We start from the raw sequence: 26451 nt of genomic DNA on the forward strand, positions 1-26451 counted from the left end.
GCGACGGCGCCGGTGCGCAAAGCGCATCGCCCGGCGCGGCCGGCGGGTCGCAAAAGCGCCCCCGTCCGATGGCGGCTTTGCCGTCGTCGCGTGTTGAAAAGCATGAATCCCTCGACCTTGCGGCCGGCTCGCGAGGCTAAGCCTCCCCGGCTGTGCCGTCGTTGCTTACGGGGAGGATGGCTTTTCAGCCGCGCGCCGACCTTCAGCGAGCATCACAAGGCATCGCCGAACTGCTGCCACCGCCCCCGGCACAAGACCGGGGTGACGGAATAACGCGCCGTTCTGCCTACCCCCGCGCCGCGACCGCGTAGAGCGCGATCGCCGCCGCGTTCGACACGTTCAGGCTCTCGACCTTGGACGAGATCGGCAGCTTGGCGAGCTGGTCGCAATGCGCCTCGGTATTCTGGCGCATTCCCTCGCCCTCCGCGCCCAGCACGATCGCGATCCGCTCATTGCCGATCGCCTCGCCAAGCGTCAGGCTGGCGTGGCCGGTCAGGCCGATGCGCCAGAAGCCGGCTTCGGCGATTTCCTCCAGCGCGCGGGCAAGGTTCACCACCCGCACCCATGGCACGGTTTCCAGCGCGCCTGAGGCGGATCGCGCCAGCACCCCGGATTCCGGCGGCGCATGGCGATCCTGCGTGACGATGCCCAGCGCATCGAATGCCGCCGCCGAACGCATGATCGCGCCGACATTATGCGGATCCGTCACCTGATCGAGCACCACCAGCGGGCGTCGATCGCCGCGCCCCTGTTCGAGCAGATCGCCCAGCCAGATTTCCTCCAGCGGATCGACTTCCGCCACCAGCCCCTGATGCGGCGCGTCGCTGGGCACCATCCGGCCGAGATCGGCGACATCGGCAAAGACGACCGGCAGATCCGACGGCAGATCGAGCCCCGCCAGCGCCTCGCGCGTGCCCCACATCTTGCGCACGACGCGTTCCGGGTTGGCCAGCGCCGCGATAACGGCGTGACGCCCCCAGAAGCGCGTACGGCCTCCACTGGGCTTGGAGGGGCGGTGTCCACGACGGGCCATTAATTGTTATCCGGATAAGCAAAGGGATCAGTCACCGCCGGCTTGGTCGGCAGCGGCGGCCGGGGCAAGGGCTTTTCGGCATTGGCCGCATTCAGCAGAAAGGCGGCGAGGATCGTCGATCCCTGCCGCATATCCTCCGCCTTAAGGTGATCGAAGGTGTCGGCCGACGAATGATGCGTGCGGGTCTCGTAATCGAGCGGGTCTTGAATGAACTGGAAGCCCGGCGCGCCGACCGCCTGCATGAAGACGTGATCGGTCCCTTCGGTCGGCGCGACCGCCACCTGCGTCATCCCCATCGAGCGGAACGGCGCCATCCATTCGGCGAAGATCCTGGCCGCCGCCGGATTGTTCTCCGCATAGATGCCACGCAGCTTGCCCGAGCCGTTATCGATGTTGAAATAGCCCGCGAGCGCATCATAGCCGGGCTGCTTGTTGATCGGCCAGCGCTTCGGCCATTCGAAATAGCGCCGCTCGCCGGTCAGCGGCGGATCATTCGGGCCGCCGCGCGTCGCGAGATTCTTCTCCACCCACGCAAGGCTGCCGAGCAGCGCCTGCTCCTCGCCGGTCCACAGCGCGAAGCGAATCGTCCGCTTCGGTCGCACGCCGAGCGCAGAGAGGATGCGCGCCGCCTCCATGATCATCGCCGAGCCGGCGCCATTGTCGGTCGCGCCGTCGCCCGCCACCCAGCTATCGAGATGCGCGCCGGCCATGACATAGCCCGCCTTGGGATCGGTGCCGGGGATTTCCGCGAAAATGTTGTACGCGTTGACGTCGCTGTCGTCATAATGCGTCGCGCTCATGATCTCGAGCGTGGGCGCTTCGCCGATCTTCGCCAGCCGCGCGAGCCGGCGATAATCCTCCGCCGCGATCTGCACGCCGGGCAACGCGGGCGATTTCCCGGCCTCGAACATATAGCCTTCGCCGTGCAGCAGCATGCCGTCGCGATAGGAGATCGTGGCATAGGCCAGCGCGCCCTCCTGCTTCAGGAAAGCGTCGCGCTGCTTCTCGAAATCCGCGCGTTCCAGCGTGCGCTTGTCGGCATCGGGATCGTATTTCGGCTGTTCGAACTCATCGAGCTTCGCCAGTTCCTCGCCGGTGTAGCGATGGAAAGGCGCCTTACCGCTCTCCGATCCGGTGCCCGGCTGTGAGACCAGCACGATCTTGCCGGCGAGCTTGCCCTTATATTGCGCGAAATCCCGTTCACGCTTCATCGGCGCGACGAAGATCGGCGCGCTGATCGTGCCTTGCGTCGGCGGAGTCCAGGCGATCGGGATCGCGGTGAGCTGGATCGGGCGCGGCGTGATCATCCGCACGCTCGATTTCTCGATCCACCAGCCGCGACCGAACGGATAGCCTTCCTTATGGACGTTCTTCAGCCCCCATTCGCGATATTTCGCCTGGGTCCATTCCTCTGCCTTGCGGATCGCGGGTGAATTGGTGAGGCGCGGGCCGATCACGTCGCTCAGATGCTGCGCGGTGAGCATCACCTGCGAATGGCTCATGCCCTCATCGATGATTCGCGCGGTCGCCGCCTGATCCTGTCCGAGAGCCTGATACGGCACGGCGATGACCGCCGCCGCCGCGAGCAATAGATGCCGCATGTGCCTGTGCCTTCCCTGTGGGCGTTATTTTGTTGCGCGATGCTATGCAGCGGGTCCGCGATGAACACCAGTGCGTTGACACGGCCTCTTCGCTTCGGCATTGGGCGCCCTCGCTTTGACGAAGCGGCCCCGATGGAAGGGTGGCCGAGTGGTTAAAGGCAGCAGACTGTAAATCTGCCCACGCAAGTGTACACTGGTTCGAATCCAGTCCCTTCCACCATCCGCTCGTCGAAGCGGCTCCCCGACAGAAACGGCGACAACGCCTAGATCGCCTCTGGCGCGGAGCCGCCGGGCGCTGTCGACCACAACGAGCCATTCCCGCACCCTTTCGCGGATCCCGACAGCCGCCTTGCAGCTTGGCTCTCGCTGAACATGGCGCCCGCGAACGCTGCATGTCTTGGGCTGGGGGTCTGCGTCGGCCATTTCCATGGCTTGGCCCAGTTTGGCGTGAACACCTCGGAAAATATGATCCTGACCGCGAGGGCGATTGACGTGGCCATCAATGCAATATATTGCGCAATATATTGCATTGATAGGAGTGGCGATGTTTTCTCGGGCTTTCATATCCGTGCTGGCGCTCGCTGCTCTGGCTCCAGAAACGGTCTTCGCGCAGGCGCTGGATCAAAAGGCGCAGCGAGAAGTCGTTTCTGACCTCAAGGTGGCGCTGCGGCAGAACTATGTTTTTCCCGAGCGTATCCCTGCCATATCTGCTGAGTTGGACAGGCGGGTCCAATCGGGGTCGATCGACGCCGCGCCGTTCGCTGCCGCTCTCGCCCAAGGGATGGTCAAGGCGAGCAAGGATCTGCATTTCTCGGTGGCTTTCGATCCTGCCGGCGTCGCCGCTGATCGCCGCGCGAAAGCAGGCGGCGAGGCAACCACCCAAGCACAGCGCGACAGCGAGCGAGCAGCCAACTTCGGCTTTCGCGACGCTCGCCGGTTGGACGGGGGGCTGGCCTACATCCGGTTCGACTTCTTCGCCGACCCGCAATATGCGCTGGAAACAGCGGCAGGTGCCATGCGATTTGCCGAAGGTGCCAAGGGACTCATCTTCGACCTTCGCTACAACAACGGCGGCGTCCTGGAGATGGCGCAGTTCCTGATGAGCTACCTCTACCCGGCGGGTAAGGAGCAGGAGTTCTTCGACTATAATTACAATGACAAAGGGATTCGCGTGGCGCGCGGCCAATGGAGTCTGGCAGCCGTGCCCGGTCAACGTTCGGCGGATATTCCAGTCGTGGTTCTGACCGGATCGACATCCTTTTCTTCCGCGGAATGGATGGCGTTTTCGCTGCAGCGGCTCGGTCGTGCAACCGTGATCGGCGAACGGACCGCCGGCGGCGCGCATCCGGTCACCCGCGTGCCGATCGACGATCGCTTCATGCTGCAGGTGCCGGTCGGACAGATCCGGGATCCGGTTCACCGGCAGGATTTCGAGGGCGTCGGCGTGACCCCTGATCTCGCCGTGCCGGCGTCAGGCGCCTTGCTGGCGGCGCAGAAGTTCCTGCTGCAGAGCCGGGCACAAGCAGGCGACGCGGACGCCAAATGGGCTCTGGTTCCGATAGAATTCGCGATCGCTGGCCAGGTCCCAAGCACGGCGGACCTGGATGATGCGGTCGGAGTCTATGAAGGACGGACCCTCGTTCGTACCTCAACCGGCATCGCCTATCACTGGCGCGATCGCTTCGTGCTCGCGCTTGTTCCGATCGGGAAGGATCTGTTTGCGGTCCAGGGAACGGATGATTACCGGTTCCGACTGGCGCGCGTGAATGGCGTTGTCACCGGCCTGGAGCGTGTGGAGAAGTCTGGCGAGACGGAAACCTATCGGCGCCTGAATTGAGGAGCTGCTAGACGAATGATTGAGCTGAACCGCACCTTTCTGGGGCGCCTGAGCGAGCAGTTGAGCGAACTGATCGAGCAACAGTCGGCCGAGGTCTTCAAGCGTGCAGGCCTGATCATTCCGGTCAAATCTTCGTCCCTGTTGGGTGCGATCGCGACACTCGGTCCGGTCTCGGTCGCGGATCTGGTGCGGGCGCTTGGCCGCTCGCATCAGCTTATTCAACAAAAGATCCCGAAGCTGGTGACTCTCGGCCTGGTCACGCGTCATCCCGACCCCGACGATCAACGCATCATCCTGATCGAGATGACGGACAAGGGACGCGAGCAATTGGCGTTGCTCGATAGTCTGGATGCGGAGTTTGAACGCGCCTACGCCGAGATGGAGGAGGACGCCGGCCCGGTGTTCGACACGATAAATCGCGCGATCGTTTCTCTCAGGTCTCGTCCATTGATCGAACGCATAATCATCTGAAGTGTGTTTCGGCCTGCAACGTTCAACGCCGATCTGGGGTTAAGATCCCGCGCCGGTTCACAATTCCGCGGCGTTAGCCGGGCGCGCGGATCAAACATCGAGTGGTCGTCAGTAGTGGACCCACTTCACGTCGTTCCGTCACCCTTCTGCGGATCCCGACAGCCGTCCGGCAGCTTCACTCTTGTCCGCCATAGCACCCGCGCGTGTCCGGTGTCCTGGGCTGGGTGGTTAGTTGCCATTCCGCCTTAGGATGTCAGGTTGATGTTTCATCATCAGCATCAACATCAAAGTCGATAGTGCGAAGCCGATGAAAGCGATCAGCGCAAATTGCCGACCTCGAATTCCTGTAAAGATGAAGGCCAACATTTCCAGAGCAATTAGCCGATTGATGATAAGCAACCGGAGATCGCCGTAGCTGCGGGAAAAGAAGCGCTCATGCCACGACATGTTGCGCCATCGCCCCTTGGACCGCTGATTAAAGGCGTCAACTGCTTGACGTGTTGCTCCATCAAAGAGTGTGACCAAGAACATAACCGCTGCCAAAACAACTAACAACGCTGTGAACGGCAAAGTGAGGGGCGCAAATGTCAGCGGCGCAATCGCGATCAGCCCAGCGACAACGGCTGCCATCCAAGACCCGAGCAAGGCAGGCCAGAAGAACGAATCTGTTGAACGGGAGATCATAGCGGGCAGATTAGCGTTGCGGTCGTCAATTGCCCAGAAACGTCAGCAATTGGGGCGGGAGGAGATGTCACACATCAGAAGCCAGCCACGCGAACAACACGTAACCTCCGGCGAGCAGGATGAAGATCGCTACAGCCAAAATGATGCCGCACGAGGTGGTCGGGCGTCCGGGGCGATTAGTCATACGAGCAAGCTGACTCAACGACCGCTCTCGGGCAAGCGCGCTCAGGCTCATAGCGGCTGGAACGGGGCGCCAGCTGACACTGCCGTGCCCCGTCGGAAAATGACGGCTATCCAGAGTTGGCTGCCCTAAGCCCGCCATTCCGCAATCGGCCCACCGCCGGTCCTCTTTGCCGCGTTATGGGTAGCGGGGGTTATCATCTGCTCTAACTGATTTCCGCTATGGCCAGGAGGAACGGCAAATGTATTGTCGTGTCGCGGCAGACGGGTCGCGCTCTCCATCCGGCGGACCTGAACATTTGATCGATCCTGCGCCAGACATTGACGAGCCGATGCTTCCCGCGCCGCTCCTGCTGGTCGAGGATCAGGCGATGATGCACATCCGGCTGCGGTGCATTCTCGAAGAGATGGGGTATTGCCGGGATGCGCTGTCCTTTGCGACGACGATCGCCGAGGCAAGGCGATTGATCGACGAACAGCCTTTCGCAATGGCGTTCATCGATGTGGGGCTGCCCGATGGCAATGGCATCGATCTGATCGAATTTCTGCACGGTCGCGATCCGGCGCTTCCGATCCTCGTGATATCGGCCTGGAGCGAAGAGCATATTATCATGCGGGCGCTTCGTTCGGGCGCCACAGGCTATCTGCTGAAAGAGCGCGACGATATCGAGATCAAGCTGTCGATACGCAGCATCCTGCGCGGCGGTGCACCCATCGATCCCTTCGTCGCCCGGCATATCCTGTCGACCTTCAGTTCGTCGGCAGCAGCGGCCGTGGGGCCCGGCGGTGCATCGGCGAGTGCGTCGCAATCGGTGCTGACACCGCGCGAGGTCGAGATATTAAACCTCGTCAGCAAGGGGCTGACCAACAAGGAAATCGCCGGGATCGTTTCGCTTTCGCGCTTCACGGTCGAATGCCATGTCCGGAATATCTACAAAAAACTGGCGGTCCGATCCCGCACCGAGGCGATTTTCGAGGCGCGCGTGCGTGGTTTCCTGCCTTAGGTGGCTCGTCTGCCTGGTCCTTGCGCTCGCGACGGCCGACGGGGCCGCCGCGAAGGATCGGCCCTTTGCTTTCCGGACGATCGAGGCGGCGCGTTCCGGCTGGAATGCGGCGACGCCGCCGACTTCGGGATGGGAGCGCGTCGCGCTGCCCGATGACTGGTCGCGGCGCTGGCCCGGCTTCGACGGCGTCGTCTGGTACCGGCTGACATGGCGACAGGAGGATGCGTCGCGCCCCGTGGCGCTGATGATCGATTACTGGACGCTCGCCGGAGCGGCCTATCTCAATGGGCAACTGCTCGAGCGCGACCCCCAGCTTGTCGAACCGCTCTCGCGGTCGTGGAATGCGCCGCGGCGATGGCAACTCTCGCCGCCGATGCTGCGCGAGGGGGCTAATGTCCTGCTCGTGCGGGTGTCGGGCCATGCCGTCTATCAACCAGGCCTCGGTCCGGCGACGCTTGGCGATCCGGCGCTAATATCCGCCCGTTACGACGCTGCGCAGATTGTGCGGCGGGCGCTGCCGACCTTCAACCTCGGCATCACGGTCGCGTTGGCGTCCTTCTTCCTTGCGATCTGGCTGATGCGGCGGCGCGAGACAGCCTATGGCTGGTACAGCATGGCGACCTTTGCTTGGGCGGGTTATTCGCTGAATCTCGTCGCGCGAAGTCCGTGGCCGTTCGCGACGAGCGACGGATGGGCGCGGACGACGATCATCTTCCTGCTGCTGTTTGCGGTCAGCCACTGCCTTTTTATTCTTCGCTTCCTCGATCGCCGCTATCCGCGCGCAGAGATGCTGTCGTGGGCGGGTTTTGCCGCCGGAGCGGCGCTTCTGATCGCCGTGCCGCACGGCCTGATCGGCGCCACACGGGTGGCAATGTCGGGCGCGGCCTTTGCGACCTACTTGTGGCGCGGTCCTGTTTTTCTTTGTGCAAACCGTGCGCAGCCGGCGCATCGACCATTGGGTGCTCAACGTCAGCAATGCGTTGACGATCGCTGCGGGCGCGCATGACAATCTGACCTTCGCGGGGTTGCTGAACGACAATATTTATTATTCGCCGGTCACCTCGCAGATGCTGATCATCTGCGTGGCGACGGTGCTTGGCTGGCGCTTCGTGTCGGCGATGACGCGCGTTGAACGGTTCAATGAGGAACTGGCCGACAAGGTCGAGACGGCAAGGCGGGAGACGGCCGCCGCGCTCAGACGCCAGCACGAACTCGAACTTGCCGGCAGCCGGATGGCCGAGCGTATCGACCTTGTGCGCAACCTGCACGACGGCATGGGGGCCACGCTGGTCAACAATATCGCGGTGCTGGAGCATGGCGAACGTGCGATTCCTGAAGGGCGCTTCCTTTCGATCTTGAGGGAATTGCGCGAGGAACTGCGCCTGATCATCGACACCACCACCGGTGCGCAGGGGGCCGACCGGCCGCTGGCGGAATGGATAGCGCCGCTGCGATCACGGCTGACATTGCTGTGCGAAAACCAGGGCATAAAGTGCCGATGGCGGCTCGATGAAACGGAAAATCACTTGCTGCCCTTTGCACAGAGCCTCGATATCACGCGCGTCGTGCAGGAAGCGGTGACCAATGCACTCCGACACAGTGGCGCGAACGCGATTGATGTTGCGCTGGAATCGTGCGGCACCGGGCTGACGCTGACCGTTTGCGACAATGGGCGTGGCTTCGATCCGGCATGCGTGCGTGATCAGGGGCTTGGTCTGCAGAGCATGGCCTCGCGCGCGGCGCGACTTGGCGGATTGCTCGATATCCGGTCCGCGCGCGATGGTACCGCAATTACCCTCAGAATCGGGGAAGCGCGCCGTGAAAGACTTAACGAATAGTTAGGGCCATCTACCTGATTTCAGGTATTTTCGCTTTCGTTTCCCTATGCTTCAAGCAGTCCACGCCCGGCCTCTACAGCCATTGGGCATCAGCGGGTTCGCCGCGCCGGCGATAGCCGCGCAAGCGCGATCATCCGCGAATACCGGGACACCAAGGGGGACATTGCCATGATCAATTCCAGCACCGGCCTGCGTGCGCGGACGATGAGAATGCGGCGACTTGCGCCCGCACTTGGCTATGCGAGTGCATTGGCCTTGCTCGCCCCCGGCAACGCCTTCGCCAATGGCGTGATTGTCGGCACAGCGGGCTCCGCCGGCGTACCCGATCCGGGTGGGACCGGCGCAGCCGGTGGAAGCGCTCCCACCGCCAGCTCCGACGGTGGCACAGCCGTCGGAGCTGGCGGTAATGGCGGAACCGCCAACTCGGGCGGGACCGGCGGCGTTGGCGGCGCCGGAGCAACGGCAACGGCCGGCGGAGCGACGGCAATCGGGGGCGGCGGCACTGGCGGGCAGGGAACCGCAGGCGGCACAGGTGGAGCCGGCGGCAGCGGCGCACAGGCGTCGTCGAGCGGCGCGATCGCGATAGGGGCAGGCGGTCAGGGCAGTAACGGCTGCTGCGGTTTTGGCAGCCCGGCGGGTGGCAGCGGCGCACAGGCATCCGGCACTTCCGCGATCGCGCTCGGCAGCGCGTCGGGCTCGACGCAGGGAGCCGCCGCATCGGGGAATGGCAGCGTTGCGATCGGCGGCGCGTACAATGGATCGGCGGGCGCTTCCGCACTGGGAGTCAACGGCGTAGCGCTTGGCTCCGGCAGCCAGGTTGCGACCGGCGCGACGAACAGCGTCGCGATCGGTGCTAACTCGGTGGCGACCGGGGCCAACACCGTCTCGTTCGGCTCGGCGGGCCAGACGCGCGGGCTGGTCAATGTCAGCGCGGGCGCGGTGAGCGCTACGAGCACCGATGCCGTCAACGGCAGCCAGTTGTTTGCCACGCAGCAGGCGGCCAATTCGGCCGCTTCCACAGCGACGGCAGCGCAGGCCGCCGCCGATACGGCGCTGACGAATGCCGCATCGGCGCAAACCACCGCCGACACCGCTCTCGCCAACGCCGCAACCGCCCAATCGACGGCAAATACCGCGCGTAGCGAGGCAGCTGGGGCGCAAGCGACGGCCAGCACTGCGCTCACCAATGCGGCAACGGCGCAGGCAACGGCGGATACGGCTCTCGTCAACGCCGGGACTGCTCAGACGACCGCCAACACCGCTCGGGGAGAGGCCGCAACTGCTTTGGCCAATGCGGCAACCGCGCAATCGGCCGCGACGCAGGCGCAGGCAACGGCAAGCGCCTCGCAGGCGACGGCCAATACGGCGCTCGCGCGCAACGCATCGCTGGGGCAGGCGACCGCCACCGCTTTGGGCGGCGGCGCGTCCTATGACAGCGCGACCGGAACGATGACCGCACCGCAATATGCCGTCCAGGGGACGACCTATCGCGACGTGGGCTCAGCGATCGGCGCGCTCGACAATGGCCTTCGTGATCTCGACAGCCGCGTCGCCGGTCTGGAGCTCGCCGCCAATCGCGGGTTTCAACAGGTCAATGGCGGGATCGCTGCGGCGATGGCGCTGGGGGGGACGATGATCGTGCCCGAGAGCAATGTGTCGGTCTCCTTCAACCTCGCGACCTATCGCGGCGAGCAGGGTTTTTCCGGCGCGGTCGTTGTGCGCGCTGCACCGCGCATTTATCTGAATGGTGGGTTCGCCGGCTCCACCTCCAAGGGATCGACTGGGGGACGTGTGGGCGTAGCCTTCGGATTCTGATCCGCGATCATTTGCTCTCGACGAAGCGGGCCCAATCGGATGCGGAAATGTCAGCTCTCTGGCTTAAACCGCCACAAGCCGCCAGTCCGCGAAAGGCTCAATTCCAGCACATCGTCTTGAAAAAGCGACCGGACGGAACGGCAGTTCAAATGACGCCCAGTTGCTCAGCCAACCCTCGTCCCCGGAAAACGGGAGAACAGCGCCCCCGCTGCGTAAGTCATCCAGAAGGTCGGACCGCCATTGCGCCATTGCCCGAAAACCGTGTGCGGTCATTTCGTCGCTGGCATAACCCAGGCGACGCAACGCGCCATTGAGCGTGTTCTCCGACATCGGCCGCGTCCGCGATCGCATGGAGGGAAAAACGTAGCCCGACCGCCCGGCAATGGATCGGACTTCCTGCAGGATCAAAATTGACTGACGCAAGAGCGGCACACGATGGGCCTTCCGCATCTTCATCTTCTCGGCCGGGATGGCCCACGATCGGGTATCCAGATCGATCTCATCCCATCGTGCATGATGCAATTCGCCGGGATGCACGAACACATGCGGCGCGAGTTGCGGCGCCCATTTCGTCATGCCCTGCCCTTCATAGCCATCGATGGAGCGCAGCAGGTCCCCAACCTGAGCGGCCTCGGTGACTGCTCCATAGCGCGTGACCGTCGGCGTGGTCCGCGCTCCACGCAGGTCCCGCGTCGGATCAGACCTCAGCCGGGCTGTGGCGGAATACAGCACTGGCCAGCTGCAAGGTACGCCGCGCGCTTTCCAGCTTGCCCCGCTTCTCGATCTTGCGAATGGCGGCGAGAGCATCGATCGGCTCGATCTCATGGATCGGCATCTTGCCGATCGAATGGTTCGGCAGGCTGAGAAGGTATTCGCCGCGCATGGCCGTGGCGGGTGCCGAGGCTCTGTCGCCATCGCGGCGGCGCTTTCTGTAATATTCATTCGCGATGCTGGTGAAGGTGTTTTCCGCCTGCGCGCTCGCGCGAAGCTTCTCGCGCTGCCACTCGAACGAGGGACTTGTCCTCCGCAAGCAGGTCGCGCGCTTCGTCACGGCGCTTGCAGGCATCCCTCAGGCTCACCTGTGGGGAGATGCCGATACTCAATTTCTTTTCGGCAACCCTGAAGCGATATTGCATCCGTCAGAGCTTCGAACCCGATGGCGAGATCAGCAGAAACAAACCCGGCATATCGCTCATTTTATAGGACTTTTCTCTGGTCTTCGCGGTACGAATCGCGAAATCCGTCAAAGGCACAAGCTTGACCTTTCCCAGCCGAGCCCTCCCCCTTGGGGGCCTCGAGCGAAAATCGGCCCGCCATTCTCGGCGCGCGCCAGTTGGCACACCCCGAAAACGGCCGCTAAGCGGTTGAATTTATTAGAAAGATTGGAGCGGGTAACGGGAATCGAACCCGTGTATTCAGCTTGGAAGGCTGCTGCACTACCATTGTGCTATACCCGCATCACGTTGAAAACGATGCGTTTTCTATGTCGCCCTAGTGCTAAATCCAACATCCAATCCGTTGGATATCCAACACGGGGTGCCGGCGAGATAGCCAGAGGCATGCGCCGGCGCAAGCTGCTGCGAGATTGCCACGGACATTTATGCCGACTTCCTCGAGCGCGCAGCCTGCTTCGGCGCACGCGCCTGGGAGAGATCGACCGCGAGCATCGCCATGCCGGTGGTGCGCGGTAGATAAACCTCGAGGATCTTCTTCACCGTCTCGAGCTTGTGGCCGGTGATCGCCGAAATGAGATGATCGGGAATGCCGCGCTCACCCATCATCACGACGCAGGTGCGGCGCAGATCGCGGAACTGGAGATCCGCCACCTCATCCGCGAGCTCGGCATCGCCCGCCTTCCGCAGCCGCTCGACGGCGGCGGCGCGGATCGCAGCGAACGACCGCTGGAAATACATCTGCCGGATGCGCGCTTCCTTGCGCTGCGCCTCTCGGCGCTCCTTCCTTTCCTCCACTGACCAAATTTTGCCGGGAACTTCATCCAGCGCCGGCGCCGTCCAGGTCTGATCCCGCCGTTCATCAAAAAGGATCGTCGTCAGCCCCTTTGACCTCGCGCCGAGCACGCCGGCCTCGAGGCGCACGCGCGCATCGCCAGTGACCGGGACGCCGACCCAGCGGTCGGTCTTGCCCTGTCGTACGCGGATGCCGAACAGGCGGCCATCCGGCTCGCGGGCGGTCAGGCGATCATAGACGGCCGGGTCATCGGCCTCGAATTGCTGGATCTCGTTGTAGCGGGTCTGCAGCAGCTTCAGGAGATCCTCCTCGCGCTGGCCGATCGTGTAGGCGAGGATGATCGCCGCGGCCATGTTGGGGCGACCGACTGCGACTGCGGCATCGATCAATGCCTGGCGCGCGAGCGCGCCGGCGAATTGCTGGCGCGGCGCTGGCGTCGATATGTCGAGATCCTTCGCGGCCGGGTTGGTAGCGATGAGCTCATTCTCATACGCCCAAGCCCATAATGAGCGCAGGTTCTTCAGGGTGTTATAGGCCGTTGTCGCCCTGATCTCGCCGTCCTTGCGCGGCGCATAGAGCGCGTCACGGAACGCGCGGATATTATCGAGCGTGATGCCATCCATGCGCTCCTGCCCAGCCCACCGGGAAATGACGCGCAGCTTGCTGTCATATTCGGTCTGGGTCTTCTCCTTGAGCTTGGCGACACGCTTTTCCCTGTAGATCGCGATGATCGCATCGACCGTATGGCGCTTCTCGATGCGCTTGACGTCTTTCGGGGTGGCGTCTCCAGCGCGCCAGGCGGCAATCTCGGCGTTGCGTGCGCGGGCGGCGCGGATCGCCGCTTCCTCATCCCGACCGAGCTTAAGGGCTTGCCAGCCCGCCGCCTTCAGCGTCGCCGACGGTTCCCAGTAATAGTGAATTCCGCTGGGATATTTTTTTGCGCGGAGGAATTCGATCGTGATCTTGGCCATGGCGGGGGCGCTCCTATGGCTGGTGGATCAGGCAGCCTGTTTCAGCGCCTGTTGTTGCAGGTGACGCTGGCGCGCTTCGCGGGCGGCACGGATGTCGGGATGCTGCGAACCATGCCAGATTATGTCGTGGCACAGCTCCAGCAGCAATATCCGGCGATCCAGCTCCTCGCCGGTGATGCGGCGCAGCTCGACCAGGCGCGGCCAGCGCTGACGGCGGAAGGTTATCTCGCGGCGTAGCGCGTGAACGTCCTCGACCAAGGTCGTTAGCGGCGCATCGGGCGATCGTGGCAGGGCGCGCCAGCCTTCGGCGAGGCCGCGCGCGAGACGCAGTTCGCGATCGGCTTCAGCCCGTGCCATGCGGCCCTTGGCGACGCGATCGGGGAAGCTCTCGAGGCGGCTTTCGTAGAGGCGGCGCAGTTCCGGCCCGATCTCGCTCCAGAACTCTTCCGGCGGATCGAGATCCAGCGCGCGATCGTCGCGGTAGAAGATGAATTTGGGATCGAAGGTCATGGGTTCGCCTCCCGAATGAGGGTGTCGGCGTGGCACCACGGCGATGTGAGCGGGCACCAGCATTGAAGGTCGCGGCCGCGCAACCGCGGGAGTGCTCTGAGGACCTGTTCGCGCCGGCGGCGCAGGGTTATGGCCTCCGCCCCGCTGAAGCCCGCGCAACGCAGCACACCACCTGACAATTCGCCGCGCAGCCACGCCGAATAGAGGATGACGCTGCGCTTGTGGCCGATCAGTGGTCGACCGCTGAAGATGTTGGCCCAGAGCGTCGGGCGACCGACGTAGATCGCGCCTGGTGGTGTGAACGCGTTGCGGCGGCGTGTCCTGTGAAGTCGCTTTGGCATATTGAATTTGAAGTCGGCGAAGCCGGTATGATCGGCGGGGCAAAGCCCCGCCGATCCAAATGGCGCTCGGTTAGCCGTAGCCGTAGCCGTCGCCGTAGCCGTCGCCGGAGCCGGAGCCGGAGCCGTCGCCGGAGCCGTCGCCGGAGCCGGAGCCGTAGCCGTCGCCGTAGCCGTAGCCGTCGCCGGAGCCGGAGCCGTAGCCGTCGCCGGAGCCGGAGCCGTAGCCGTAGCCGTAGCCGTAGCCGTAGCCGTCGCCGTAGCCGGAGCCGTCGCCGTAGCCGTCGCCGGAGCCGGAAACCGCACCGGTCACTTCGCCGTCCAGGTGGCGGCCTCGATGCTCGCCACGGCCTCCGGGGTGCAATCGATGATCTCGATCGCTTCGGTCAGCACGATCTCGACCGGATCGGCGACCGTCGACTTCTTGATATCAAGCCCCTTTGTGGCAAGGCCCGAGCAGCTGTTCGCGCCATACCAGCGCCAGATGCGGCGGCTGCGCTCCAGCTCCACCTCCTTGCCGTCACGCCGACGCAGGTATCCGAAATGGACACCGGCGGTGTAAGTGCGGACAATGACGGGCTTGAGGGCCTGACCTTCGGACTGATCGTTCATGCTGGTTCTCCGGCGGCAATGGATCCCGGTGCCCGCGCGGCCGCCAGCGCGCGGTGGGAATTGGTCAGCCGCGATCAGAGGGCTGCACGGCGCTCACGCCGCCTCGTTGTCGGCCGCGAGAATTTCCGTTGACGAGGGTGACGCCCCCTGCCCGACCGCATTCGCGGGCTCGCGGGCTCGCGGGCTCGCGGGGTTCGGCGTCGGGCGTTTCGCCATCCAGCTCGGCGATCGCCTCGCGATAGGCGTCGCCCAGGACGGCGATCGCGGCCGCCTCGATGCCGGTGCCATCGGCGGCGGCGCGCTGGTGGAAGTCGCCGTGCCATTCATCCTGCGGCCGATCGAGTAGATCGACCAGAAGATGGCTGGAGAAATTCTCGCCATGTTCGGCTGCGATCGTGAAGATCGCGACGAACATATATCCGGGATGCTGGAGCTGCTGACCGCGAAAGGCGCGTGCGAGGATATTGAGCGCCGTGCGCGTCAGTCGATCACCGTAGCGCGTGTGCCAGCGACGGACGCGCCCGACGATGTTGAGCTCGCCTGGCTTCAGCGCCTTCGTATCGGCGCCCCCGACGAACCGCCATCCGGTTTCGCGGATGATCGCATCGAGTGCGATGACGGCCGGGTCGCCTGTCGCAATGGCAGCATTGTAGAGTGCGAACGCGGTGAGCGGCCGGCGCTCCTGGTTGAGCTTGACGAAGACGTCAGCTTCCTCCGCCGGCGCGGCCGAGGCGAAAATGACGCACGGCAGTTGCTGGATATCGCCACGCGCCTTCGCCGCCGCCAGCCGATGCTGGCCATCGACGACGAACAATGCGCCGTCAGGTCGGCGGGCGACAACGAGCGGCTGGAACAGGTTCCAGTCCCAGCCGGCCGCGATCCGGGCGATCAGCTGGTGACTGCGTTGATCGAGCTGCCGCTGATAGAGCGGATCGATGCCAAGCTGCACCGGCGGGCAATATTGGAGCACGGGAAGCGTGCCGCGTTGGGGTTGTAGCTTCATGCTGCCACCTCCCGCGCGATATCAGGCCCCGCCTCGCGATCGAGGCGGTCGATGGCGGCCCAGAGCAGGGCGACGGCCTTGACCAAATTGCCGCGCGGATCCTGTTCCGGCTTCCAGTAGCGGGTGGCCCAGGGCCAGGTCAGCGGATCGGGCTTCGCGAGATCCGGGGCGATCGCGGCGGTCGACGTGAGCTGGTCGATCGCGGCGTTGGCGTAGCTCGCACCGGCCAGCGCGAGATCCGCGCGATCGTTGGTGGCGAGATCGCTGTCGAGCGTGCGGCCGTGGCGATCGACCTGCTTCATGCGCTCGGCGATGAACGAGCGCAGCGCGGCGCCGGTGAGGATCCGCGCGCCCTCGAGCGACATTGGGGCGCTGGGAGAGGTATCCGGCGGGGTGCGAAGACTGGTGACGGTCATGTGGGCGTCCTTCAGCATGGGCCGAGGCCGATCTCTTCGGCGTAGGCGGTGAGGGTTTTGAGCTTCGCGCGGGCGCGATCGATGCGGCGCGGGAGATCAGCCCAGAGCCTGTCGTGCAGCTGCTCGAGGCGGCGCAGCTCGGCGTGATCCGCATCGGTGAGCGTGGGGCGGGCGCGGAGCGCGGCGATCCGCTGTTCGCGCAATCGCCAGTTTCGCGGGGCCATCGTCAGCGCCCCCTGGCGGCGAGCGATACCGCCACGATATAGGCGGCCAGCGCGAGGATGATGATCGCGGGGATCGGCACGATCACAGCCGGCCGGCCGCCCAGGCGGCGAGGATGCGCACCGCCATCATCACGATCAGGCCGGCGCCGGCGATGAGCGCGCCGCGGCTGATCCACGGCTCGGCCGCCCGGGCGGCGGTGACGGTGGGGTGCTCGCCCAGCTCGACATCGCGCTGCGCGGGATCGACCGGGAACAGCACGGCGAGGATCTCGCGCGCGATCATTTGCCGGCGGCCTCGCGGATCGCGGCGGATGCCTGGGCGGCGGCGCGCGCTTCATATTGCTCGGCGATCTGCACGAGCCTTTCGGCGATCAGACGCGCCTCTTCCGGCCCCGGCGTGAGTATCATGCCGCGCCCACGCGCCCCGCAGCCGCATTTGTATCCGGCATCAGCGATCTGGAGCGCGATGCGGTTATCGCTGTCGCCTACCGTGATCTCCGATACGTTGGCCGCCAACGCGTGATGAAAGAGAACATCGCCGATGCCCGGGATGACAACGACATGCGACGGGATCCGGGTCTGTTCGCCGATGACGCGCGACCGGTTGGCGCCGGCGCCGCTAACCGTTGCGCGCGGCGGCGTCATGCCACGCCCTCTTCGAACAGGCGCGAGAGGTTCACGGCGAGGCGGCTGTTGCGCTCGACATTCTCGGCGGCGCAATCGAGCGCGCGGGCGGCGGGCGGGAGCTGATCGTTGAACCATGCCTCCACCGCCGATCGCGCCCAGCGGCTGTCGGCAAGGACGCGCTCGGCGAGCGCGGCGCCGCGCAGCAGCGGGAACGGCGGCGGGAAGCCGCGTTCCTCGATCAGCAGGTCGATCGTCTTGCAGATGTAATGCGGGCGGCGGTGGGCGTTCCCCAGCCGCCCCGCCACGTCATAGATGCCGCAAGTGCTGGCGTTGCGGGGGTTAGTGGCCGCCTGCGCTGCGCGCGCAAGCGGCGTCGGCAAGATCGCCACAGTAGACATGATGCGTCTCCGTCAGTTGATGACGGGGCGCAATGTAAGCTATTATCTTACATCGTCAACGATAAATGTAAGCGTTTAGCTGACATGATAATACAGCGAGGTAAGCGATCGTCGGCTTGCTGGCAGGTGTTTGACCAAAGTACCGTTCGGCATGCTCATTTTTGCAGCCCTCATGCTGGCGCAAGTCCTCACTCCCGCGGAGCGCGCATTACAGAAGGCTCTGCTGGACGAGGCAGCCCGCGTCCTGACGTTGCGCGACGATGCTGCGAAGACCGCGCTCGCCGAGCGCGGCGTGACCGAGATATACTATTACCGCTGCCTGCGTGCGCGAGCCAATGGCGCCCACAACGACAGCTGCGATCGCGATTTCGATGCAGTGCGCCGTCGCGCGATCACAGCCGAAGTTGCCTTGATGGGCGTTAAATTTGAGCGCGGCCGCGTCGAAAAATATCTGAATGACGTGAGGCGCGCCGCGGCGAAAATAGTGCTCGGGCAAGACACCGAGCTAGGGCGGGATTAAGCTGCCTCTTCCTTGTGCGAAAGCGGCACCACGGCGTCGCTGATCCGCTCCAGGGTGCGGCGCTGTTCGTCATCGGCAGCACGGTAGCGCTCCAGATATCTCCGTTCACTGGCATCGAGCGCCCACTCATTTACGGCCTTGGGCAGCAGATCAGCGACGGACACCCCAAGTGCGGGCGCGATGCGCTTCATGTAGGTGAGCGTCAGCTCCATGTTGCCGCGCTCAAGGTCGCTAATTGTCATCTTGGAGCAGCCCGCGAGATCGCCAAGCCGCTGCTGCGACAGCTTACGCAACAAGCGCAGTTCGCGAATGCGATTTGTATCGTCCGCCATCGGACGAAACTGTAAGATATTCGCTGACACAAACGAGCTAGTAATTTGCTTACAGGCGCTTGTCAAAATGTAAGTGATTAGCTTACGACGTGGCGGATGGCTCGGATCGGGACAGAAAGCCGCCTTAGGGCATGGCGCCTTCAACGAGGGTACACCTTGGATGCTGCTGCTGCTTCCGTCGGGACAGTGCGGCAGGTTTGGTATGATTGGGAGACAGGCCGCCGCCGCCCGGGCATCGACGCGCTCGAGCGCATCTTCCTCATCACCGACGGCGCGGTCGAGCCGAACGATTTCTATCCCCTGCCCATCTGGCGGCGCGCGCTCGATGCAGCGCGGACCGCGCTCGCCCGCAAAGCCGCGTGATGGGAAGGGCAACACTTCAGACATCGATCATTCTCCCGTCCGGCGCGACAAATCGTCGCGATCCGGTGCGCCAGCGTAATGATCGAATTGTTAACTATTTGAATCCCCGGTTCGGCGCGGCGTTTTCCTCTCCCGGCGCCGCGCCCGGGCGGGCGCGTGTCCGATCCATGCGCTTCCGCCCATCGATGTCGCCGGGAAAAGCGTGACGGCGATGCGGCGGAAGACCGCCCGCCCTCCCCGTCAGTGGCGCCGCCCGTCGAGCGAGGCGGTGCACCGGCTCGCGTGGTGGCTCGCTGCGGATGATGCGCGGTGGCTCGAGCTGACCGCCGAGGCGGAGATATCGCCGCCAACGATCGACCGGCTGCTTTCGGGCGAACTGGAGCCGGGCGGCTGGCTGGTGCAGGCGATCGCGCGCGCGACCGATGGCGCGGTGCTGCCGATGGACTGGGAGCGCGCGACGCCGGCGGCGTGGGACGTCAAGCCGGCAGCGCGGGCGGAGGGGGTGGCATGAGCTATCCGCCCGCCGCGATCAGCGTGCGCGAGATCGAGATGCAGGCGCGCCAGCTGGCCGAAAGCATCGGGCGCAAATGCCTGGCCGGCGCGATCAAGGACGGCAATTACCTGAAGGCCGGATCGATCGCGGGGGATCGCGGATCCTCGCTGGTGCTCAACCTCGCCGGGGCCAATCGCGGGATGTGGCGCGACTGGTCGAGCGGCGACCAGGGCGACATGATCGGGCTGATCGAGCAGGCGATGTTCGGCGGCGATCGCGGGCTGGCGGTGCAATGGCTCAAGAGCGAGCTGGGGCTCGACGATCTCGACCCCGGCCGGCTGCAGCAGGTGCGCGCGCAGGTGCAGCGCGAGGAGGCGCGGCTGGCCGACGAGGCGGCGCGCGAGGCCGAGGCGAAGAAGCGCGGCGCGCGGGCGCTGTGGCTCAATGGCCAGCAGTCGATCGCGGACACGCCGGCGGCGCGCTATCTTGAGGCGCGCGGGATTTCGAGCGAGCGGCTGGGGCATTGGCCGGGCGCGCTGCGCTTTCACGCTGAAGTGTGGAACCGCGACGCGGGCGTGAAGCTGCCCTGCATGGTTTCGCAGATGATCCTGCCGACCGGCGAGCATGTCGCAACGCATCGCACCTGGCTGGGGCGTGACGCCCGGACCCGCGCCTGGGTGAAAGCCGACGGCGCCGATCTGGGCGTGCCGAAGGGCGCGGCGAAAAAGGTGCTGGGCAAATCGCGCGGGGCGTTCGTGGCGTTGCGCAAGGGCGGATCGCGCCACGCGATGGGGCAGATGCGCCGCCCGGAGACGCTCTACGTCACCGAGGGGATCGAGGACGGGCTGACCGTCGCGATGTGCAAGCCCGACGCGCGGGTGATCGCGGCCTATTCGCTGGGCAATCTGGGCGCGATCGAATTTCCGAATGCGATCGAGACGATCGTGCTGGTCGCCGATCGCGACGACGGCGCGCGCGAAATGGAGCTGCTGGAGCGCGCGATCGCGCGGCAGCAGGCGCGCGGCCACCATGTGCAGCTCGTGCTGCCGCCGGTGGGCTTCAAGGACATCAATGCATGGTTGCTGGCGGGAGAGGCGGCGTGACCGACATTCAGGAATACCCCGGAGGGGTGCGTGGTACGGCTCGCGAGGCCCCCACCGGATCGTCATCGGGCGATCCCTCGAGCGATGCCGCCGGCACCCCGCATAGCGAAGGCGCCGGCGGCATCGCGCCGTCGGCGCCGATCGACCGCCGCGTGGGCATCACCCGCAACTATCCCGCCACGATGCCGCTGGCCGAGGCGATCGCCGCGCACCGTGCCTTCATTGGCCGCGACGCCAGCCTTTCGTCGCGGTTCGAGCTGGACACGCTCAACCTGCGCAACGGGTTCGTCGCCATCACCGCTTATTACGTGCCCGGGCCCAATGAGGTGCGCGACCTCAACGAAATGTTCGGGCTGATCGCGTGAAGGCGCTGACGATCTGGCAGCCCTGGGCGTCGCTCATCATTGCGGGCGCCAAGCCCTATGAGTTTCGCGGTTGGCGGTTTCCACGCTCGCTGATCGGACAGCGGGTTGTGATCCATGCCGCTGCGAAGAAGATCGACCGAGACGAGTTGAACGCCCTTCTTACCGTGCTGGCGCTGCGCGATCGCTCCGAGGATATTGCGCTGGCTGCCGCCGAAACGTGTTTGATCCCGGATCTCGCCGTTCCGATCCTCAATGCCGCCCTGGAGGGCGGGCTACCAATGGCGGCTGGTATCGGGACTGCCGTGCTGGGCGAGCCGCGTATCGGCACCGAGATCGCCGCTGATTTCGGCGTTCCGCGCGCGAACGACAGCAATCGCGACGAGCATGCGAACTGGGGCTGGCCGATGCTCGATATCGAGGTGTGGCCCGAGCCGGTTCCGATGCGAGGCGCGCAAGGCTTCTGGAATTGGCCGCAGCCGGGAGATGCGCTGCTGTGACGAAGCGGGGGGGCGATAACGTCGTGTCGATCGCGGATGCGCTGGAGCATCCGGTCGACGCGCCGCAGCTGGCGCAGGCCGGCGACCAGGCACCGTTCGGCGGACGCGACGACGACGACGATATCGATCGGCCGCGCGTGCCGCGCGAATGCCCGGTGAAAACGCTGGGGCTCGGCACCGATGGGCAGACGTGCTGGTATCTCAACGTGCTCGGGCAGCTGGTTCCACTTGGGCCGCGCGATCATGGCAAGAACAACCTGCATGCGTTGTTTTCACCGCGCACGCATCTGCTTTCGAAATACTGGCCGCGCTGGTCAGAACCGAAGAAAGACCGCTCCGGCAACATTACGCGCGAGGCGGAAATCGTCGGCTTCAAGCAGGACGATGCGAGCGAGGCGCTGATCGCGGAATGCGGCCACGCCGGGATTTTCGACGCGCACGGCCGGGTGCGCGGGCGCGGCGCGCACCGCTGCGACGGCGGCAGCCTGGCGGTGCATTACGGCGACCGCGTGATGTTCGCGCGCCGATCGCTGCTGGGCAAGGCGCAGCCGGGCGAATGGCACGAAACCGGGCTGCACGACCGCTACGTCTATCCCGCCGCCGCCCCGACCCCGCGGCCGCACCATGAAGCCGGCGGCATCGAGCAGATCGAGCAATTGCTGTCGCTGATCTCGACCTGGAACTGGCGGCGCGGGCATCTCGACGCGACGCTGGCGCTGGGCTGGCTGGCGCAGACGACGCTATCGGGCGCGCTCGGCTGGCGTTCGCACCTGTTCGTCACCGGCGGCGCGGGCACCGGCAAATCGAGCTTCAACGGCAAGGACGGGCTGTGCGACCGCCTGCTGGGCCATGGCGCGATCCGCACCGGCAACGCGACCGAGGCGGCGGTGCGCCAGATCCTGCGCGCGCAGACGCTGCCGGTGATCTTCGACGAATTCGAGCCCAATGCGTTCAACGCGCACAAGCTGGCGGCGGTGATCGAGCTCGCGCGCGGCGCCAGCTCCGGCACCGAGGTGCATCGCGGATCCTCCGACCACAAGGCGGCGGAATTCGTGCTCAACAGCTGCTTCCAGTTCAGCGCGATCCTGACGCCGGCGATGGAGCCGCAGGATCGCAGCCGGTTCGCGATCCTCGAGCTCGAGCCGCTGCCGAAGGATGCGCGCAAGCTCAACCTGGAGGCCGCGAAGCTGCCGGCGATCGGCGCGATCCTCGCGCGGCGAATGATCGACGGCTGGGCGCGGTGGCACGAAACCTTCCTCGCCTATCACGATGCGTTGATGGCGCACGGCCATAACGCGCGATCGGCCGACACCTTCGGCACGTTGCTGGCGACGGCGGATCTCGCGCTCTACGACCATCTCGACCTCGACACGATCGACGACTGGGCCGTGCAGTGCGCGCCGGAGGGGCTGGCGGAGATCGCCAGCGCGGCGGCGGATCACGAAAGCTGCCTCACGCATCTCCTGACCTCGACGGTGCAGGCACGCGGCGGCGATGCGCGCGAGACGATCGCGACGTGGATCGGGCGGTCGGTCGGCTTCCCCGAAAACGGGCGCGACATGGAACATGCCGGCGATCGCCAGCGCGCGCGCGATCGGCTCGCCGAGCTCGGGCTCAAGGTGGTCAATGCGCGGCGCCTCGCCGACGATGGCGCTGGCCGGGCGCGCTATGGCGCGGTCGATCACGCGGCGGGCACCGCCTGCTACCTCGCGGTGGCCCAGACGCATCGCTCGCTTGCCGAGCTGTTCGGCGCGACGAAATGGCAGGCTGGCGCCTGGTCGCAGACCCTGTCCCGCGCGCCGGCGGCGATCCGTGGCGTGAAGGCCAAGTTCGGTCGATCGTCGCTGACAGCCATGCTGGTGCCGATCGAGCTCGTGATCGAGCCCGAGGACGTCGAAGGGTGGGTCGCGTGCCCGTCCGCCACGGAGCTCGGCCAATGACGCGCGCGGCCAGCGGAGCGCAGCGGAGCGGTGCGGCCGCGCTCATCATCATCTTGCGCGACCGCTGCGAATACTTTGCGCCGTGTCACGAACACTTCGCCACATCTTATTTTTTTGCGCCCCGTGCCCCGGCCCGTTGCCGTCAGAGAAAGATTGAGGCAAGCTGGCTCCAGCCGGCGCCGCCCGGTTCTGTGGTTCTAGTCGGGTCCGGGGACAGAACCGCTAAGCACCTGAAATCTATCGGTTCTGCGGTTCTGTTCTGGAGCCTCACGCGTGACGCGCGCGCGGACATGCGGCCGTACATGCGTAAAGGAGATATACAGAACCATAGAACCATAGAACTAGACCATAAAAGCTATGTATCTGTTGAGGTTAGCGGTTCTCTAGCGGTTCTATGGTTCCGAAAAGCGGTCTACTTGCACCTTGGTGCGCCGACGAAAGGTAGCATTCTCAATCGCTTGCCAGTTCTCGCGGCGAATAAACAATGGGGCGGATATTGCCTCAACGCCTTCGCTGCGCAGGGCAGGCCTGATCAGGGGCTGTTTGGACGGGCGGCGCGGCGAAACTTTCGAGGCTGGGCGCGCCTGGCGGTGCGGTCGATCACGGCGATCGCGGCGGATGGCGGGCTGATCGAGGCGCCGCGCGGGAATGGCGGATTTCTGCCGTTTTTTGGGGGCGCGCAGGGGCGCGTTGGATTTGCCTCGTTGGATAGGTGCGGGTTTGCCCATGCTTTTCAAGGCGTTGCAGCGGCACGTATCCAGCCTGCGGGGCTGGCGGCGACGCTGGCCGAGGGCCCCGGGGGTCGCCTGGCGGCCGAGGGGGGCACCCCCCCCACCGGGCTGTCGATTTCCCTCCGCCCGCAGGCGCAGCCGATTTTTGGCGTTTCGAGCCGCTTTGAAATTCGCCGCGATGCCGCATCGACCGTGCTGGATCTGGTCGGCCGCAAATTGACGATGCCGGAAACGGGGTCGGGGGTTTCAGATTTCCGCTGTCGGTTGGCCGGGTGGCGCCATCGCGCGCAATCGATCGGGTGCCAGGTGCGGGTTGGGGAGAATGGGATTTCCCTTGGCCGGGGGCGGAGCCGAGACCTGACGCTATGGGGGGAGCTGGCCAGTGTCAACTGACCTCACCGGCGATGCGGCGATCGGCCGCGCGGTCATGGACAGCGCGCGCGACCAGTTCGAGGCAGCGCAGCCCGATGCGGAGCAGCTCGACCTGCTCGAGCCGATCACCCCGGAAGATATCTGGGATGCGCGCGAGACGCTGGGCGACGATGCGTCGCACCAGCAGGTCACCCAGGCGGCGCGTGCGAAGCGGCGCGGCCGGCCGGCGGGATCGCGCAACAAGCACTCGACCGATTTCGAGCGGTGGCTACTCAGCCATGGCCAGCACCCAGCGGTGACGCTGATGCAGATCCAGTCGACCGCGCCCGAGGTGCTGATGGAAGCGTCGAAGCGGCCGAAGGTGCATAGCTTCACGAAGGCCGGCACGCCCAATGTCGTCATCGAGCATATGACCTATGAGCAGGCGCAATCGCTCCGCACGCGCTGCGCCGATATCCTCATGCCGTACCTCGTCGGCAAGAAACCGATCACGATCGATCACAGCTTCAGCGGCGTCGCCGACCTGATCATCCAGGACGTCACGCACAGCGCGGCCGAGATCGAGGATATCATCGATGCCGAGTTCCTGCCCGTGCTGGATGGCGCGCGCGATGCCGAGGGGGCCGCCTGATGGCGATGGCCGCCACCCCGCGCCGCCTGATCTCGCCCGGCCCGATCGCCGACGGGTTCGTCCGGGCGCGCGGGTTCATCTGCGGGATCGTCGGGCCGGTGGGATCGGGCAAGACGATGGCGGCGCTGCAGAAGGGCTTGCGGGTCGCGGCGGCGCAGAAGCCGGTCGCGCGCGCCGATGGGGTGCTGGTGCGCAAGGCGCGGATCGGCGTGATCCGCGAAAGCTATCCCAGCCTGCAGTCGACCACGCTCAAATCGTGGTTCCGCATCGTGCCCGAGGAGGAGGGCAGCTTCAGCTGGAAGGCGCCGTTCACCCACAAGTTCACCAAAGTCCTCAAGCGCGAGGGCAACCGCCGCGACGGCCTGGTGCTCGAAATCCTCGAATGTGAGTTCGAGTTCCGCGCGATCGGCGATCTGTCGGTGGAGGAGGCATGCCGCGGCTGGGAGGTGAACGCGGTCATCATCGATGAGGCGGACCTTCAGCCCGCCAATCTCGTGCCGTTCCTCACCGGGCGCGTCGGGCGTTTCAGCGATCTCGATCCGTCGCTGGTAGTCGATCCGCAGATCATCCTGTCGCTCAACATGCCGGATATCGACAACCACATCTATCACCTGCTGTTCGACGAAGCGTCCGACGTGCTGGGGCTGACCGATGAGGAAGCCGAGATCCTCGCCTCGACGCTCGGCGACCGCAAGCTGATCGAGAAGTTCGTCCAGCCCGGCGGGCGCGAGCCCGATGCGGAAAACCTCCACAACCTGCCCGGCGGGCGCGGTTATTACGTGCTGCAGGTGGCGGCTAACCGCGCGACCCCCGGTTACGTCGACCGCATGGTCGACAACAAGCCGGTGCCGATCCAGCACGGCCAGGCGGTCAATGCCGGGTTCGCCTATACCTCGCACGTCCGCCCGGTGACGTGGGACCGGCGCCGCAAGCTGATCATCGGCGTCGACCAGGGCCTGTTCGCGGCGGCGGTGGCGCTGCAGCGCGACTGGGACAATTCGATCCGCACGCTGGCCGAAGTGGTCAACACCACGCGCGATGAGCGCGGCCAGGTGCAGCTGCTCAAGATCGGCCCGACGGCGTTCGCCAAGCGCGTCAAACGGATGCTGACCGAGAAGTTCCCCGACGTCACGCCGGAGATGATCCGCGTCGTCGCCGACCCCGCTGCCTTCGCCGCGAAGGATCGCGCCGACAATGAGCACGACTGGCTGCTGGCGTTCCAGAAGGAACTGGGGCTGAAGGTTCACCGGGCGAAGTCGAACAGCGCGGGCTTACGCAACCAGGCGATCTGGACGGCGCAGGATCAGCGCGACGGTTATGCCATCGATCCCGGGTGCCGCCATCTGATCAAGGGGCATTCGGGCGGATACCGCTACGCCAAGGCTGAACTGAAGACGGGCGAGCTGCGCGCCCACCTCGAGATCGCCGACACGATCTACACCCACGTCTGCGACGCCGAGCAATATGCCGCGCTCGAGGGAGAGCATGTGATCGGCGATCTGCGCGGGCGCGAGCGCCGGCGCAGCACCATCACCAACGACAGCGATTTCGATGTCCATCAAGGAGTTAGGTGA

31 protein-coding genes and 2 tRNA genes are annotated in these 26451 nt (G+C 65.2%); 16 read left to right on the forward strand and 17 right to left on the reverse strand.

What is annotated here, in order from left to right; all coding sequences use genetic code 11:
* Positions 1-286: 286 nt before the first annotated feature.
* On the reverse strand, positions 287-1033 hold the full coding sequence (rlmB, locus tag P0Y64_01865) for a 23S rRNA (guanosine(2251)-2'-O)-methyltransferase RlmB (GenBank protein WEK43603.1): 747 nt from the start codon (positions 1031-1033) through the stop codon (positions 287-289).
* The gene (locus P0Y64_01870) at positions 1033-2634 is read right to left on the reverse strand and encodes a M20/M25/M40 family metallo-hydrolase (protein WEK43604.1); all 1602 of its coding nucleotides are present in this window, start codon (positions 2632-2634) and stop codon (positions 1033-1035) included. The genes rlmB and P0Y64_01870 overlap by 1 nt, the downstream gene beginning before the upstream one ends.
* Before the next feature lie 134 nt (positions 2635-2768).
* Between P0Y64_01870 and P0Y64_01875 the strand changes: the two genes are divergently transcribed.
* The 3 genes from P0Y64_01875 to P0Y64_01885 all read left to right on the forward strand — a co-directional run bounded on the left by P0Y64_01875 (position 2769) and on the right by P0Y64_01885 (position 4942).
* Positions 2769-2854, forward strand: a tRNA-Tyr gene (locus tag P0Y64_01875).
* 282 nt (positions 2855-3136) lie between these two features.
* Complete coding sequence (locus tag P0Y64_01880; GenBank protein ID WEK43605.1) at positions 3137-4471, forward strand: S41 family peptidase; 1335 nt, start codon at positions 3137-3139, stop codon at positions 4469-4471.
* A gap of 15 nt (positions 4472-4486) precedes the next feature.
* Positions 4487-4942 carry a MarR family transcriptional regulator gene (locus P0Y64_01885; GenBank protein ID WEK43606.1) on the forward strand — a complete coding sequence of 152 codons (456 nt, stop codon included), beginning with the start codon at positions 4487-4489 and terminating at the stop codon, positions 4940-4942.
* A 228-nt stretch (positions 4943-5170) separates the two neighbouring features.
* On the opposite strand, the gene P0Y64_01890 is transcribed toward P0Y64_01885, so the two are convergent.
* Positions 5171-5572: a hypothetical protein gene (locus P0Y64_01890; protein ID WEK43607.1), complete on the reverse strand. Its 402-nt coding sequence runs from the start codon at positions 5570-5572 to the stop codon at positions 5171-5173.
* Between the two features lie 533 nt (positions 5573-6105).
* Between P0Y64_01890 and P0Y64_01895 the strand changes: the two genes are divergently transcribed.
* The 4 genes from P0Y64_01895 (at position 6106) to P0Y64_01910 (ending at position 10463) form a co-directional block, all read left to right on the forward strand.
* Complete coding sequence (locus P0Y64_01895) at positions 6106-6810, forward strand: response regulator transcription factor (protein WEK43608.1); 705 nt, start codon at positions 6106-6108, stop codon at positions 6808-6810.
* Positions 6794-7816, forward strand: a complete 1023-nt coding sequence (locus tag P0Y64_01900) for a 7TM diverse intracellular signaling domain-containing protein (GenBank protein WEK43609.1) — start codon at positions 6794-6796, stop codon at positions 7814-7816. Before P0Y64_01895 ends, P0Y64_01900 begins: the two co-directional genes overlap by 17 nt.
* A 76-nt stretch (positions 7817-7892) precedes the next feature.
* Positions 7893-8648, forward strand: coding sequence for an ATP-binding protein (locus P0Y64_01905; GenBank protein ID WEK43610.1), 756 nt, complete (start codon positions 7893-7895; stop codon positions 8646-8648).
* A 168-nt stretch (positions 8649-8816) separates the two neighbouring features.
* Positions 8817-10463: a hypothetical protein gene (locus P0Y64_01910; GenBank protein ID WEK43611.1), complete on the forward strand. Its 1647-nt coding sequence runs from the start codon at positions 8817-8819 to the stop codon at positions 10461-10463.
* Between the two features lie 63 nt (positions 10464-10526).
* On the opposite strand, the gene P0Y64_01915 is transcribed toward P0Y64_01910, so the two are convergent.
* The 13 genes from P0Y64_01915 to P0Y64_01975 form a co-directional block, all read right to left on the reverse strand.
* The gene (locus P0Y64_01915; protein ID WEK43612.1) at positions 10527-11039 is read right to left on the reverse strand and encodes a site-specific integrase; all 513 of its coding nucleotides are present in this window, start codon (positions 11037-11039) and stop codon (positions 10527-10529) included.
* A 121-nt stretch (positions 11040-11160) separates the two neighbouring features.
* Positions 11161-11529 (reverse strand): hypothetical protein, encoded by a 369-nt coding sequence (locus tag P0Y64_01920; GenBank protein WEK43613.1) that lies wholly within the window; start codon positions 11527-11529, stop codon positions 11161-11163.
* Positions 11530-11846: 317 nt separating this feature from the next.
* Positions 11847-11920 (reverse strand) — tRNA-Gly (locus P0Y64_01925).
* A 141-nt stretch (positions 11921-12061) separates the two neighbouring features.
* Positions 12062-13402, reverse strand: a complete 1341-nt coding sequence (locus tag P0Y64_01930; GenBank protein ID WEK43614.1) for a phage integrase SAM-like domain-containing protein — start codon at positions 13400-13402, stop codon at positions 12062-12064.
* Between the two features lie 27 nt (positions 13403-13429).
* Complete coding sequence (locus tag P0Y64_01935) at positions 13430-13912, reverse strand: hypothetical protein (GenBank protein WEK43615.1); 483 nt, start codon at positions 13910-13912, stop codon at positions 13430-13432.
* Between the two features lie 411 nt (positions 13913-14323).
* The gene (locus tag P0Y64_01940) at positions 14324-14563 is read right to left on the reverse strand and encodes a hypothetical protein (protein ID WEK43616.1); all 240 of its coding nucleotides are present in this window, start codon (positions 14561-14563) and stop codon (positions 14324-14326) included.
* A complete protein-coding gene (locus P0Y64_01945) occupies positions 14560-14862 on the reverse strand; it encodes a hypothetical protein (GenBank protein WEK43617.1) in 303 nt (100 codons plus the stop codon). The genes P0Y64_01940 and P0Y64_01945 overlap by 4 nt, the downstream gene beginning before the upstream one ends.
* A gap of 64 nt (positions 14863-14926) precedes the next feature.
* Positions 14927-15865 carry a ParB N-terminal domain-containing protein gene (locus P0Y64_01950; protein ID WEK43618.1) on the reverse strand — a complete coding sequence of 313 codons (939 nt, stop codon included), beginning with the start codon at positions 15863-15865 and terminating at the stop codon, positions 14927-14929.
* Positions 15862-16281: a hypothetical protein gene (locus P0Y64_01955; GenBank protein ID WEK43619.1), complete on the reverse strand. Its 420-nt coding sequence runs from the start codon at positions 16279-16281 to the stop codon at positions 15862-15864. The genes P0Y64_01950 and P0Y64_01955 overlap by 4 nt, the downstream gene beginning before the upstream one ends.
* Before the next feature lie 11 nt (positions 16282-16292).
* Positions 16293-16484 (reverse strand): hypothetical protein, encoded by a 192-nt coding sequence (locus P0Y64_01960; protein ID WEK43620.1) that lies wholly within the window; start codon positions 16482-16484, stop codon positions 16293-16295.
* 103 nt (positions 16485-16587) lie between these two features.
* Positions 16588-16788, reverse strand: a complete 201-nt coding sequence (locus P0Y64_01965) for a hypothetical protein (GenBank protein ID WEK43621.1) — start codon at positions 16786-16788, stop codon at positions 16588-16590.
* A complete protein-coding gene (locus tag P0Y64_01970) occupies positions 16785-17150 on the reverse strand; it encodes a hypothetical protein (GenBank protein WEK43622.1) in 366 nt (121 codons plus the stop codon). The genes P0Y64_01965 and P0Y64_01970 overlap by 4 nt, the downstream gene beginning before the upstream one ends.
* Positions 17147-17530, reverse strand: a complete 384-nt coding sequence (locus P0Y64_01975; GenBank protein ID WEK43623.1) for a hypothetical protein — start codon at positions 17528-17530, stop codon at positions 17147-17149. Before P0Y64_01975 ends, P0Y64_01970 begins: the two co-directional genes overlap by 4 nt.
* A 130-nt stretch (positions 17531-17660) precedes the next feature.
* Here P0Y64_01975 and P0Y64_01980 point away from each other — a divergent pair, with 130 nt between their 5' ends.
* Entirely contained in the window at positions 17661-18050 is a 390-nt protein-coding gene (locus tag P0Y64_01980; GenBank protein WEK43624.1) for a hypothetical protein, read from the forward strand.
* Here the strand turns inward: P0Y64_01980 and P0Y64_01985 are convergent.
* Positions 18047-18769, reverse strand: a complete 723-nt coding sequence (locus P0Y64_01985) for a helix-turn-helix transcriptional regulator (protein WEK43625.1) — start codon at positions 18767-18769, stop codon at positions 18047-18049. The genes P0Y64_01980 and P0Y64_01985 overlap by 4 nt on opposite strands.
* 187 nt (positions 18770-18956) lie before the next feature.
* Here P0Y64_01985 and P0Y64_01990 point away from each other — a divergent pair, with 187 nt between their 5' ends.
* Genes P0Y64_01990 through P0Y64_02025 form a run of 8 tightly spaced genes read left to right on the forward strand, consistent with a single transcriptional unit; the run spans position 18957 to position 26451 of the window.
* Entirely contained in the window at positions 18957-19256 is a 300-nt protein-coding gene (locus P0Y64_01990) for a hypothetical protein (GenBank protein WEK43626.1), read from the forward strand.
* Positions 19253-20341: a toprim domain-containing protein gene (locus P0Y64_01995; GenBank protein WEK43627.1), complete on the forward strand. Its 1089-nt coding sequence runs from the start codon at positions 19253-19255 to the stop codon at positions 20339-20341. The genes P0Y64_01990 and P0Y64_01995 overlap by 4 nt, the downstream gene beginning before the upstream one ends.
* Positions 20338-20706, forward strand: coding sequence for a hypothetical protein (locus tag P0Y64_02000; protein ID WEK43628.1), 369 nt, complete (start codon positions 20338-20340; stop codon positions 20704-20706). Before P0Y64_01995 ends, P0Y64_02000 begins: the two co-directional genes overlap by 4 nt.
* Positions 20703-21203: an ASCH domain-containing protein gene (locus P0Y64_02005; GenBank protein ID WEK43629.1), complete on the forward strand. Its 501-nt coding sequence runs from the start codon at positions 20703-20705 to the stop codon at positions 21201-21203. Before P0Y64_02000 ends, P0Y64_02005 begins: the two co-directional genes overlap by 4 nt.
* On the forward strand, positions 21200-23143 hold the full coding sequence (locus tag P0Y64_02010; GenBank protein WEK43630.1) for a hypothetical protein: 1944 nt from the start codon (positions 21200-21202) through the stop codon (positions 23141-23143). Before P0Y64_02005 ends, P0Y64_02010 begins: the two co-directional genes overlap by 4 nt.
* Positions 23140-24267, forward strand: coding sequence for a hypothetical protein (locus tag P0Y64_02015; protein ID WEK43631.1), 1128 nt, complete (start codon positions 23140-23142; stop codon positions 24265-24267). Before P0Y64_02010 ends, P0Y64_02015 begins: the two co-directional genes overlap by 4 nt.
* On the forward strand, positions 24257-24877 hold the full coding sequence (locus tag P0Y64_02020) for a hypothetical protein (GenBank protein WEK43632.1): 621 nt from the start codon (positions 24257-24259) through the stop codon (positions 24875-24877). The genes P0Y64_02015 and P0Y64_02020 overlap by 11 nt, the downstream gene beginning before the upstream one ends.
* Complete coding sequence (locus P0Y64_02025) at positions 24877-26451, forward strand: hypothetical protein (protein WEK43633.1); 1575 nt, start codon at positions 24877-24879, stop codon at positions 26449-26451. Before P0Y64_02020 ends, P0Y64_02025 begins: the two co-directional genes overlap by 1 nt.

This window comes from Candidatus Sphingomonas colombiensis, from assembly GCA_029202845.1.
GTDB lineage: Bacteria > Pseudomonadota > Alphaproteobacteria > Sphingomonadales > Sphingomonadaceae > Sphingomonas > Sphingomonas colombiensis.